General features: G+C 73.1%; 7 protein-coding genes and 1 pseudogene. 6 read left to right on the forward strand and 2 right to left on the reverse strand.

Annotated features, from left to right (window positions below; translation table 11 throughout):
- Positions 1 to 75 precede the first annotated feature (75 nt).
- From AB0A69_RS26505 to hflX, 3 genes are all read left to right on the forward strand, one after another.
- Positions 76 to 2,196, forward strand: coding sequence for an HD domain-containing protein (locus AB0A69_RS26505; RefSeq protein WP_361426958.1), 2,121 nt, complete (start codon positions 76 to 78; stop codon positions 2,194 to 2,196).
- A gap of 99 nt (positions 2,197 to 2,295) precedes the next feature.
- Complete coding sequence (locus AB0A69_RS26510; RefSeq protein ID WP_361426961.1) at positions 2,296 to 3,804, forward strand: M1 family metallopeptidase; 1,509 nt, start codon at positions 2,296 to 2,298, stop codon at positions 3,802 to 3,804.
- Between the two features lie 152 nt (positions 3,805 to 3,956).
- Complete coding sequence (hflX, locus tag AB0A69_RS26515) at positions 3,957 to 5,462, forward strand: GTPase HflX (RefSeq protein ID WP_361426964.1); 1,506 nt, start codon at positions 3,957 to 3,959, stop codon at positions 5,460 to 5,462.
- A 131-nt stretch (positions 5,463 to 5,593) separates the two neighbouring features.
- Here hflX and AB0A69_RS26520 read toward each other — a convergent pair.
- Both AB0A69_RS26520 and AB0A69_RS26525 read right to left on the reverse strand, forming a co-directional pair.
- Positions 5,594 to 6,773: pseudogene (locus AB0A69_RS26520) on the reverse strand (hypothetical protein).
- A gap of 223 nt (positions 6,774 to 6,996) precedes the next feature.
- Positions 6,997 to 8,172: a hypothetical protein gene (locus AB0A69_RS26525; protein WP_361426967.1), complete on the reverse strand. Its 1,176-nt coding sequence runs from the start codon at positions 8,170 to 8,172 to the stop codon at positions 6,997 to 6,999.
- A 288-nt stretch (positions 8,173 to 8,460) separates the two neighbouring features.
- Between AB0A69_RS26525 and AB0A69_RS26530 the strand changes: the two genes are divergently transcribed.
- From AB0A69_RS26530 to AB0A69_RS26540, 3 genes are read left to right on the forward strand one after another with little or no spacing between them, the layout of a single operon-like run.
- Positions 8,461 to 9,843 carry a diaminobutyrate--2-oxoglutarate transaminase family protein gene (locus AB0A69_RS26530; RefSeq protein ID WP_361426970.1) on the forward strand — a complete coding sequence of 461 codons (1,383 nt, stop codon included), beginning with the start codon at positions 8,461 to 8,463 and terminating at the stop codon, positions 9,841 to 9,843.
- 31 nt (positions 9,844 to 9,874) lie between these two features.
- Complete coding sequence (locus AB0A69_RS26535) at positions 9,875 to 11,851, forward strand: IucA/IucC family protein (RefSeq protein WP_361426973.1); 1,977 nt, start codon at positions 9,875 to 9,877, stop codon at positions 11,849 to 11,851.
- Positions 11,852 to 11,889: 38 nt separating this feature from the next.
- Entirely contained in the window at positions 11,890 to 12,603 is a 714-nt protein-coding gene (locus AB0A69_RS26540) for a GNAT family N-acetyltransferase (RefSeq protein WP_361426976.1), read from the forward strand.
- Positions 12,604 to 12,651 lie beyond the last annotated feature (48 nt).

The following is a 12,651-nucleotide window of genomic DNA, read 5'->3' on the forward strand; positions in this document are numbered from 1 at the left end:
CTCGGTAGCATCAAGCACCGGCCCGGCGGGCATGTCGGCCCGCCCACCGCCGGTAGACCCCGCCGGAGGTGCCCCATGAGCGCAGAGGCCACCAACCCCGCGCCCAGCCGCCGGCGCGGCCGCCCGAGGATCGACCTCCGGAGGCTCGGCCGCGCCGCCCTGCTCGGTCCAGGCGCCCGGGACCGCCTGCCCGACGCCATCAGCCATGTCGCCGAGGCCCACCGCGCGCACCACCCCGACGCGGACCTCGCCGTGCTGCACCGGGCGTACGTCCTCGCCGAGTCCTCGCACCGCGGCCAGTTCCGCAAGAGCGGCGAGCCGTACATCACCCACCCGCTCGCGGTCACGCTGATCCTCGCCGAACTGGGCGCCGAGACCACGACCTTGACCGCCTCCCTCCTCCACGACACCGTCGAGGACACGGACCTGACCCTCGACCAGGTACGGGAGCAGTTCGGCGACGAGGTCTGCTACCTCGTCGACGGCGTCACCAAACTGGAGAAGGTCGACTACGGCGCCGCCGCCGAGCCCGAGACCTTCCGCAAGATGCTCGTCGCCACCGGCAACGACGTCCGCGTCATGTCCATCAAACTCGCCGACCGGCTGCACAACATGCGCACCCTCGGCGTCATGCGCCCCGAGAAGCAGGCGCGGATCGCCCGCGTCACCCGCGACGTCCTCATCCCGCTCGCCGAACGGCTCGGCGTACAGGCCCTCAAGACCGAGCTGGAAGACCTCGTCTTCGCGATCCTCCACCCCGCCGAGTACGAGCAGACCCGCGCCCTCATCGCCGAGAACGCCACCGCGGGGGACGCCCTCGCCGCCATCGCCGACGACGTCAGGACCGTCCTGCGCGAGGCGGGCATCCCCGCCGAAGTCCTCGTCCGGCCGCGCCACTTCGTCTCCGTGCACCGGGTCAGGCTCAAACGCGGCGAGCTGCGCGCCACGGACTTCGGGCGCCTGCTGGTCCTGGTGGGGGAGGACGCCGACTGCTACGGCGTGCTCGGCGAACTGCACACCTGCTTCACGCCCGTGATCTCCGAGTTCAAGGACTTCATCGCAGCGCCCAAGTTCAACCTGTACCAGTCGCTGCACACCGCCGTCGCCGCCCCCGACGGGTCGGTCGCCGAGGTCCTGATCCGTACGCACCAGATGCACAAGGTCGCCGAGGCGGGCGTCGTCGCCCTCGGCAACCCGTACGCCGCGGGTGCCACGGCCGACGGCGCCGAGCACGGCGAGGAAGGGGAGGACGGCGAGCGCGCCGACCCGACCCGGCCCGGGTGGCTCTCCCGCCTCCTGGAGTGGCAGCAGGCGACCCCGGACCCCGACACGTTCTGGACCTCGCTGCGCGCCGACCTCGCCCAGGACGGCGAGATCACCGTCTTCCGTCCCGACGGTGGCACCCTGGCCCTGCCGGGCGGTGCGACCTGCGTGGACGCCGCGTACGCCCAGTACGGCGAGGCCGCCCACGCCTGCGTCGGCGCCCGCGTCAACGGCCGTCTCGCCTCCCTCGGCACCGTGCTCGGCGACGGGGACACCGTGCAGCTGCTGCTCGCCCAGGACCCCCCGCAGGACGCGGTCTCCGGGCCCTCGCCCGACTGGCTCGACCACGCCAGCACCCCGGCCGCGCGGATCGCCATCACCCGCTGGCTCGCCGCGCACCCGGAGGCCGCGAAGCCGGAGCCGGCGTCGGAGCAGCCGCCCACCGCCGCCCCTCCCGCGGAGCGCGGCCCGGCCGGCCCCGCCTCCCCGGCCGGGACGGGCGCCCGGGCCGTCGTCGCCGGCCTCCCCGGCGCGCCCGTCCGCCTCGCCCGCTGCTGCACCCCCGTACCGCCCGACGCGGTCACCGGCTTCTCGGTACGCGGCGGAAACGTCACGGTGCACCGCGCCGAGTGCCCGGCCGTCCGCCGCATGGAGGCGCTCGGCCGCGTGCCCACGCCCGTGAGCTGGGGCGACACCGCCGACTGCCGCGTCACGCTCGTCGCCGAGTCGTTCGGACGGCCGCGGCTGCTCGCCGACCTCACCGACGTCATCGCCACGGCGGGCGCCGCGATCATCTCCGCCACCGTGGAACCCCCCACCGAACAGCGAGTCCGGCACACCTACACCCTCCAGCTCCCCGACGCGACCCGGCTGCCCGCCCTGATGCGCGCGATGCGCGACGTGGCGGGGGTGTACGACGTGAGCCGCGCCTAGGACCCAGGAAGGCGACGTACGACGCCGTTCGGGTGCGCGGGGGCGTGCGGGGCGCGCGCCGTCACGGCGCGTGCGCGGTGCGCTGGTAGCGGTTGCCCCATGCCTTTCATCACACCGCGATTCACGCCGCGAGCGCTCGCGCGATCGTCCCGACGCGTCCGCGTGGCCCTGCTGGCCGCGGCGTCGGCCGGCTGCCTGGTCGCCGCCGCCGTGCCCGCGCCCCAGCCGCTCGGCATCGGTGACCCGCTCTTCCCGCACCTCGGCAACCCCGGCTACGACGTCCTCGCGTACGACATCGCCCTCACCTACCAGGGCGACAACACCAAGCCGATGGACGCCCTCACCAAGATCGACGCGCGGGCCACGGCCCGGCTGGAGCAGGTCAACCTCGACTTCACCCACGGCACCGTGCGCGGCGTCCACGTCAACGGCCTGCCCGCCGCGTACGAGAGCAGCGGCGAGGACCTGGTCGTCGAGCCGGTCCAGCCGGTCGAGGCGGGCGCGCCGCTGACCATCACCGTCGCCCACACCAGCGACCCGCGCGACTCCCGGGAAGCGGGAGGCTGGGTCCGTACCGGCGACGGGCTGGCGATGGCCAACCAGGCCGACGCCGCCCACCGGGTCTTCCCCGGCAACGACCACCCCGCCGACAAGGCGTACTTCACCTTCCGCGTCACCGCCCCCGCGGAACTCACCGTCGTCGCCAACGGACGCCGCGTCGCACAGGCGCGGACGGGTGACACGCAGACCTGGCTCTACCGGACCGCCCAGCCCATGGCGACCGAGCTCGCTCAGGTCTCCATCGGCCGTTCCACCGTCGTCGAACGCACCGGCCCGCACGGGCTGCCCGTGCGCGACGTCGTCCCGGTGGCCGACCGGGAGGCCATGGAGCCGTGGCTGCGGAAGACGCCGCAGCACCTGGAGTGGATGGAGCGCCGGGTCGGGCCCTACCCCTTCGAGACGTACGGCGTGCTCGTCGCCGACGCCGACACCGGCTTCGCGCTGGAGACCCAGACGCTGTCCCTCTTCGAACGCTCACTGTTCCGGGACGGTGACTACCCGAAGTGGTACGTCGACGCGATCATGGTCCATGAGCTGGCTCACCACTGGTTCGGCAACAGCGTCTCCCCCCGCACGTGGTCCGACCTGTGGCTCAACGAAGGCCACGCCACCTGGTACGAGGCCCTGTACGCCGAGGAGACCGCCCAGCAGTCGCTGGAGGAGCGGATGCGGAACGCGTACATCGCCTCCGACGGCTGGCGCGTGGCGGGCGGCCCCCCGGCCGCGCCCAAGCCCCCCGCCCCCGGCCAGAAGATCAGCCTGTTCCGGCCGGTGGTGTACGACGGCTCCGCCCTGGTCCTGTACGCGCTGCGCCAGGAGATCGGCAAGGACGCCTTCGAGCTGCTGGAGCGGCGCTGGGTGGCCGACCACGCCCACGGGACGGCCAGCACGGAGGACTTCGTACGCCTCGCCTCCGACATCGCGGGCCGCGACCTGAGCACGTTCCTGCAGGGCTGGCTGTACGGCGAGAAGACCCCGCCCATGCCCGGCCACCCGGACTGGCGCAGCAAGGCCCCCGTCAAGGCCCAGCCCTCGACGAAGCGCTGAAACCCGCGTGACGGGCCCGCGGTACCGTGCGACCATCATCGGGTCGGCGGCGCTGCCGGGCCCCGGGTTGCCGGGGACCCGCCCCGGGAATGATCCGGGGGAGTCACGCGTTGTGCCTGACGAATCGAGTATCTCTTCGACGTAAGGATCCAATGACCTCCTCTTCTTCCCCTTCCCAGGACGCACAGAGCTTCGCGGACACCACCCGCACCGAGAGCCTTCGGGCCGATGCCCTGATGGAAGAGGACGTCGCCTGGAGCTACGAGATCGACGGGGAGCGCGACGGCGACCAGTTCGACCGCCACGAGCGCGCAGCCCTGCGTCGCGTCGCGGGCCTCTCCACCGAGCTCGAGGACGTCACCGAGGTCGAGTACCGGCAGCTGCGCCTGGAGCGCGTGGTGCTGGTCGGCGTGTGGACCTCGGGGACCGTGCAGGACGCGGAGAACAGCCTCGCGGAGCTGGCCGCGCTCGCCGAGACGGCGGGTGCGCTGGTCCTCGACGGGGTGATCCAGCGCCGCGACAAGCCGGACCCGGCCACGTACATCGGCTCGGGCAAGGCGAACGAACTGCGGGACATCGTGCTGGAGACCGGGGCCGACACCGTCGTCTGCGACGGTGAGCTCAGCCCGGGCCAGCTGATCCACCTCGAGGACGTCGTCAAGGTCAAGGTGGTCGACCGGACCGCCCTGATCCTCGACATCTTCGCCCAGCACGCCAAGTCCCGCGAGGGCAAGGCCCAGGTCTCGCTCGCGCAGATGCAGTACATGCTGCCGCGGCTGCGCGGCTGGGGTCAGTCGCTGTCCCGGCAGATGGGTGGCGGTGGCTCCGGCTCCTCGGGCGGCGGCATGGCCACCCGTGGTCCCGGTGAGACCAAGATCGAGACGGACCGCCGACGGATCCGCGAGAAGATGGCGAAGATGCGCCGGGAGATCGCGGAGATGAAGACCGGCCGCGAGATCAAGCGGCAGGAGCGGCGGCGCAACAAGGTGCCGTCGGTCGCCATCGCCGGATACACCAACGCCGGCAAGTCGTCCCTGCTCAACCGCCTGACGGGCGCGGGCGTGCTGGTGGAGAACGCGCTGTTCGCCACCCTCGACCCGACCGTGCGCCGGGCCGAGACGCCGAGCGGCCGCCTGTACACGCTGGCGGACACCGTCGGGTTCGTCCGGCACCTGCCGCACCACCTCGTCGAGGCGTTCCGCTCCACCATGGAGGAGGTCGGCGACGCCGATCTGATCCTCCACGTGGTGGACGGCTCGCACCCGGCGCCGGAGGAGCAGCTGGCAGCCGTGCGCGAGGTGATCCGGGACGTCGGCGCCACCGACATCCCCGAGATCGTCGTGATCAACAAGGCGGACGCCGCCGATCCGGTCGAGTTGCAGCGGCTGCTGCGCATCGAGCGGCACTCCATCGCCGTCTCCGCGCGGACCGGCGAGGGCATCGACGAGCTGCTCGCGCTGATCGACGCGGAGCTGCCGCGGCCGGAGGTCGAGATCGAGGTCCTCCTGCCGTACACGCAGGGCGGGCTGGTCTCGCGGGTGCACGCCGAGGGCGAGGTCCTCTCCGAGGAGCACACCGCCGAGGGCACGCTGCTCAAGGCGCGGGTGCACGAGGAGCTGGCCGCCGCGCTGGCCCGGTTCACCCCCGCGACGCACTGACGCGGTACCGCACGAACCGAAGGCCCGCCCCCTCCAGGTGAGGGGGCGGGCCTTCGGCCTGTCCGCTTGTCGGAGTCGCTCCGTCCGGGTCGCTCCGTCCGGGTCACCTCGTCCGCGTCACCGCGTCCGGGTCACTGCCCCGCGAACTTGTCGCTCATCATCGTGTAGATGCCCCGCGCGCCCTCGTCCAGGCGCGGTCCGGCCAGCCAGCCGGCCGTCACCGGCCCGATGGAGGTGTTCGACACGAGCACCAGCCGGTCCTCGCCCGGGACCTCGCGGAACCAGCCGCCGCCGGACGAACCGCCGGTCATGGTGCAGCCGATCCGCCACATCGTCGGCGTACCGGGGCTGAGGGTCAGACGGCCCGGCCGGTCGACGCACTTGTGCATCAGCGCGCCGTCGTACGGCGGGGCGGCCGGGTAGCCCCAGGCGCCCATCGCCGGGATGCCGACGGCCTGCGGGGCCTGGAAGTCGATGTCGAGGGCGACACCGACCGTCTCCTCCAGCGACTTGGTGCCGTTCTCCGGCTTCACGTGCATCACGGCGTAGTCGTACGGAGCGCCCTCGCCGCCGGTGGGGCCGCCCTGCGAGATCCACTCACCGGAGGTCGCCACCCAGTCCGCCCAGTACACGCCGTACGGGGCGATCTGCTGCGGCTGCGCACCCTCCAGCTGCGCCGGGCTCTTGCCCAGGTCGTTGTAGGCGGGGACGAAGGCGATGTTGCGGTACCAGCCGCCGCTCTTGCCGGCGTGGACGCAGTGGCCCGCGGTCCACACCAGGTTGGACTTGCCGGGGTTCTTCGGGTCCTTGACCACGGTGGCCGAGCAGACCATCGAGCCCTCGGGGGAGTCGAAGAAGACCTTGCCGACCGGGGCGGCGTTCTTGTGGTACGGCTTCTCCTCCGGCACGGCCTGGACCGGGGCCGGCTCCGGGTCGGTGACGCCCTGGTCGCCGGAGAGGTCACCGGCGGCCATGGTCTTCTGCGGCGACTTGGCGGTCTGCATCCGCTCGGGCTTCCACAGCCCCTCGATCACCGGGTTGACGAAGTCCTTCCTCACGCAGCCACGTGTCCTTGTCCCAGTTCTTCCACTCGCCGTTCTTCCACTTCTCCGGGTCGACGCCGTGCTCCTTGAGCTTGTCGGCGAGGTCCTTCGGAAGCTCGGTGCCCCCTTGACCGCCCTGCCCGCCGGCGGGGCTGGAGGCCGCCGGCTTGTCGGCCGCCTTCTCCTCCGCGGGGCCGCAGGCCGTGGCCGTCAGCGCGAGGGCCGCGGCCAGGCCGGTGGCGCCCAGCAGTGGACGTATGGATCGCATGAAACGACTCCCCCATGAAAGCGCAGGATCCGGCCGTCGCGCCGCCAACCCGCGTGTATTGCCATGAACTTGTCACGCCGCAGGGCGGTCTTCCGGGACCGCCGCGTGAGGATGTGCCCCTCACTCTATGCAAGTGGTGCCGGGGCGCGTCGCCACCCGGCACCACCTGCACGGACTCTCCACGAGAGCACTCACCGGCCGCCGCCGGTGTCACGGACACTCCCTAGCGGCCCGCGAACTTCTTGCTGACCTCGTCGAACACGCCCTTCGCCTCGTCACCGAGGCGAGGACCGGCCAGCCAGCCGGCCGACACCGGGCCGATCGAGGTGTTGGACACCAGGGCGGGCTTACCGTCCCGACCCTCCGCGACCCAGCCGCCGCCGGACGAACCGCCGGTCATGGTGCAGCCGATGCGGTGCATCGTCGGCTGGTCCGCCTTCAGGGACAGCCGGCCGGGCTTGTCCGCGCACTGGAACATCTTCTGGCCGTCGAACGGCGGCGCCGCCGGGTAGCCGGTCGCCGTGATGCTCGTGATCTTCTGCGTGGCCGGGGCGTTGAAGTCGACCGGCAGCGCCGCGCCGACCGTCTCCTCCAGCGACTTGCCGTTGCCGCCCTTCTCCGGCGTCACGTGGATGACCGCGAAGTCGTACGGCGCGCCCTGGCCACCGGTCGACGCACCCTCGTTGATCCACTGCTCCGAGGTCTGCGCCCAGTCACCCCACCACACGCCGTAGGGGGCGACCTCTTCGCGCGAGGCCTTCTCCAGCTCGGCGGTCGACTTGCCGCCGTCGTTGTACGACGGGACGAAGGCGATGTTCCGGTACCAGCCGCCGCTCTTGCCGGCGTGGACGCAGTGGCCCGCGGTCCACACGAGGTTGGACTTGCCGGGGTTCGCCGGGTCCTTCACCACGGTCGCCGAGCAGACCATCGGGCCCTGCGGACCGTCGAACAGCAGCTTGCCCGCCTCCGGGACGCCCGAGTGGTACGGCGCCTTCACCGGCTGCGCCTCGACCGGCGCGGGCGTCGGGTCGGTGACACCCTCGTCACCGGAGATGTCCTCTTCCTCGACCGGGCGCTCCGGCTCCTCCGCCTCCCGCATCCGGTCCGGGTCCCACAGGTCCTCGATGATCGGGTTGACGTAGTCCTTGGCCTCACGCAGCCACGTGTCCTTGTCCCAGTTCTTCCACTCGCCGTTCTTCCACTTGTCCAGATCGATCCCGTGCTCCTTGAGCCGGTCCTTCACCTCGTCCGGGATCGTGATCTTCCCGTCCGAGGTCTGACCGGCGGAAGCGGTGGGCTCCCCGCCCGCGGTGTCCTCACCCGGCCCGCAGGCGGTGGCCGTCAGCGCCAGCGCGGCGGCGACGGAGGCTGCGGCGAGCAGCGGACGAATGGGTCGCATGTCGTGAATCCCCCTGGGACTTCGTAACCACGTACGTCAGGTACGTCTCGAACAACTTCTGCACCACGGCACCGGAGTGCGGCCCCCACTATGCCGGTGACGGTGGGGACGGCGTGCGGCAGGTCCACGGTTCCCCCGCGCCCGGCAGGCTTCGCCCGACCCGCTTCGCCCCACCGGCTCCCACCGCCCGCGGCCGCACGGATCCGGAGACGACCGTGATCCCGGCGGGGCCTCGTCGTTGGTACGGACGGGGGACAGATGACCGCTCCAGCCGGGAGGACCCGAAACGTGGCCGCGACCGAACCAACCACGGTGGCGCCGCCCGCCGCGCACGAAGGCATCCTGCGCCGTCAGTCGCTCCGCGAATCGGCGGCCCGCACCTACGCGCGCTCGCTGCCCATCGTGCCCGTACGCGCCAGGGGCCTGACGATCGAAGGGGCGGACGGGCGGCGGTACCTGGACTGCCTCTCCGGCGCCGGGACGCTGGCGCTCGGGCACAACCACCCGGTGGTCCTGGAGGCCATCAGGAAGGTCATCGACTCGGGCGCACCGCTGCACGTCCTCGACCTCGCCACCCCGGTCAAGGACGCCTTCACCACCGAGCTGTTCGCGACGCTGCCCCGCCAACTCGCCGACGACGCCCGGATCCAGTTCTGCGGCCCGGCCGGCACCGACGCCGTCGAGGCCGCGCTGAAACTGGTCCGCACGGCCACCGGACGCACCGGCCTCCTCGCCTTCACCGGCGCCTACCACGGCATGACGGCCGGCGCGCTGGACGCCTCCGGCGGCGCCACCGACGTACGGGTCACCCGCCTGCCCTACCCGCACGACTACCGCTGCCCCTTCGGCGTCGGCGGCGAACGCGGCGCCGAACTGTCCGCCCGCTGGGCGGAGAGCCTCCTCGACGACCCGAAGAGCGGCGTACCCGACCCGGCCGGAATGATCCTCGAACCGGTGCAGGGCGAGGGCGGCGTCATCCCCGCCCCCGACGACTGGCTGCGCCGCATGCGGCGGATCACCGCCGAACGCGCCATCCCGCTCATCGCGGACGAGGTGCAGACCGGTGTCGGCCGCACCGGAGCCTTCTGGGCCGTCGACCACAGCGGCGTCGTCCCCGACGTGATGGTCATGTCCAAGGCCATCGGCGGCTCCCTCCCCCTGGCGGTCATCGTCTACAGGTCGGCGCTCGACGTCTGGCAGCCCGGCGCCCACGCGGGAACGTTCCGCGGCAACCAGCTCGCCATGGCCGCCGGCGCCGCCACCCTCACCTTCGTACGCGAGAACCGGCTCGCCGAGCGCGCCGCGACCCTCGGCGCCCGCATGCTCGGCCGGCTCCAGGGCCTGGCCGCCATGCACCCCTGCATCGGCGACGTACGCGGCCGGGGCCTGATGCTCGGCGTCGAGCTCGTCGACCCGGACGCCGAAGGCCCCCACGACGGAGCTCCGCCGCCCGCCCCGGCCCTGGCGGCCGCGGTCCAGCGCGCCTGCCTCGACCGCGGCCTCATCGTCGAACTCGGCGGCCGCCACAGCGCCGTCGTCCGCCTGCTGCCACCGCTCACCCTCACCGACGAGCAGGCCGCGGCGGTCCTCGACCGCTTCGCCGACGCCCTCACCGCCGCCGAACGCACCCGGCACCATCCCCTCCCGAACGACACAGGACCGTCCCGCTGACCCCGAACACCCTCACCAGAAAGCACCCTCCGTGAACCCCACCCCCGCACCCGAAGCAGCCGACGCCGAGGGCCGCCCCACCGCCCCGCCCCCTGGCCCCGGCCCCCTGCCCCGAGGGCCTCGCGCGGACGAGTCGACGACGGTGCCGCGCCAGCAGCCGGGTGCGTACGCCGAGCGGCGCACCGCCACCGCCGCGATGGCCGAGGACCACCTCGACGACCCCGACGCGCACCGCGCGGCGGACGCGGCGACCACCGAGAACCTGCTGCGCTGCTGGGTACGGGAGAAGAACCTGGCCGCGCCCGCCGGGCCCACCCTGCGCATCCCCCTCGACGCCAGCGGCACCGCCCTGCTCGCACCCGTCCACTACTGGTCGGCCACCGGCTGGCACCGCTTCGGACCGCCCGCCCTCGAAGGCGCCCCGCGCAGCGCCCCACCCGCCGACGCCGTCACGGTCGCCGCCCTGCTCAGCCGCGAAACCCACCGTGCCGCCCCGGGCGGCGAACCGGACCGCCCGCCCTCCCGCGAACCGGACCGCCCGCCCTCCCGCGAGGCGGACCGCCCGCCCTCCCGCCCCGAAGGCGCCGACCTGGTGGCCCGGGTCGCCGACTCGGCCCGCCGCACCGCCGACTTCATCGCGCACCGGCGCCGCCGGCCCACCCCCGTATCCGCGTCCGACGCGTTCCTCGCCGGCGAGCAGTCGCTGGTGCTCGGCCACCCGCTCCACCCCACGCCCAAGAGCCGCGAGGGGCTCTCCGACGGTGAGGCCCGGCTCTACTCACCCGAGTCGTACGGCTCCTTCCCCCTGCACTGGATGGCCGTGGACCGCTCCGTCCTGGCCGCCGACTCCGCCTGGACCGAACAGGGCCGCCCCCTGCCCGCCGAACGGATCACCGCCCGCCTCGCCGCCGGCCTGCGACTCCCCGACGGCACCGTCGCGCTGCCCGTGCACCCCTGGCAGGCCCGCGACCTGCGCCACCGCCCGCAGGTCGCCGAGCTCCTGGCCGCCGGACTGCTGCGCGACCTGGGCCCGCACGGCACGCCCTGGTACCCGACCTCCTCCATCCGCACCGTTCACCAGCCGGGCGCCCCCGCCATGCTCAAGCTGTCGCTGGGCCTGCGCATCACCAACTCCCGGCGGGAGAACCTCCGCAAGGAACTCCACCGGGGCGTCGAGGTCCACCGGCTGCTGCGCACCGGACTGGGCAAGCAGTGGCGGGCCGCACACCCCGGATTCGACATCGTCCGGGACCCGGCCTGGCTCGCCGTCGACGCCCCCTCCGGCGAGCCCGTCCCCGGACTGGACGTCATGATCCGCCACAACCCCTTCGGCCCCGGCGACGACGCCGTCTGCATCGCGAGCCTCACCGCGCCCCGCCCGTGGCCCGGCAGCACCCGCATGCGCTCCCGCCTCGCCGTGACCGTCTCCCGCCTCGCCGCCCGCACCGGCCGGCCCGCCGGAGCCGTCGCCGCCGAGTGGTTCCTGCGCTACCTCGACCACGTCGTACGCCCGGTGCTCTGGCTGGACGGCACGGCCGGTGTCGCCCTGGAGGCCCACCAGCAGAACACCCTGGTCGTCCTCGACCCCGACGGCTGGCCCACCGGCGGCCGCTACCGCGACAATCAGGGCTACTACTTCCGCGAGTCCCACCGCACGGCCCTGGAGCGCCGGTTGCCCGGTATCGGCGCCGAGAGCGACACCTTCGTCCCGGACGCCGTCACCGACGAGCGCTTCGCCTACTACCTCGGCATCAACAACGTCCTCGGCCTGATCGGCGCCTTCGGCGCCCAGCGCCTCGCCGACGAACGCCTCCTCCTCGCCGCCTTCCGCCAGTTCCTCACCACCGCCACCACCCTCGGGTCACCGCTGCCGAGCCTGCTCCTCGAAAGCCCCACCCTGCGCTGCAAGGCCAACCTCCTCACCCGGCTCCACGGCCTGGACGAACTCGTCGGCCCGGTCGACACCCAGTCCGTCTACGTCACCGTCACCAACCCCCTCCACCCCTGACCCGACCGGCACCACCCATCCGCAGAGAGGAGCGCCCCATGCCTCCCACCGATGCGAGCACGGGCACGGAGGACACGCTGGACATGCGGCTGCCCGACGAACTCATCGCCCTGCTGGCAGGAGAGGGGCCGATCCCCGGGGACCAGCTCGGCGGCGGGCCGCAGAACACCCTCGCCGACGGAGATCTCCTCGACGCGGTCGCCGGCTGGGGCGCGGCCGCCACGCCCGTCGGTGTCTTCCGGCTCGTACCCGTACGCATCCAGCGCGACCTGCCGCTGATCACCCGCTGGATGAACGACCCGGCGGTGGCCGCCTTCTGGAGACTCGCCGGCCCCGACGCCGTCACCGCCGCCCACCTGCGCGCCCAACTCGACGGCGACGGCCGCAGCGTGCCCTGTCTCGGCGTTCTGGACGACGTGCCGATGAGCTACTTCGAGCTCTACCGCGCCGACCTCGACCCGCTGGCCCGCCACTACCCCGCGCGCCCGCACGACACCGGCGTCCACCTCCTCATCGGCGGCGTCGCCGACCGCGGCCGCGGCCTCGGCACCACGCTCCTGAGGGCCGTCGCCGACCTCGTCCTCGACCACCGTCCCGGCTGCACCCGGGTCGTCGCCGAACCCGACCTGCGCAACACCCCGTCCGTCTCCGCCTTCATGAACGCCGGCTTCCGTTTCTGCGCGGAGGTCGACCTCCCGGACAAGAGAGCCGCCCTCATGATCCGCGACCGCGCCCTGAGACACCTCCTGTGAACGCTCCCCCTCTCCGCACCCCCGCCTTACGTCCACCGTTCGACCCGC

The sequence above is a fragment of the Streptomyces sp. NPDC045431 genome, from assembly GCF_040646655.1.
Lineage (GTDB): Bacteria > Actinomycetota > Actinomycetes > Streptomycetales > Streptomycetaceae > Streptomyces.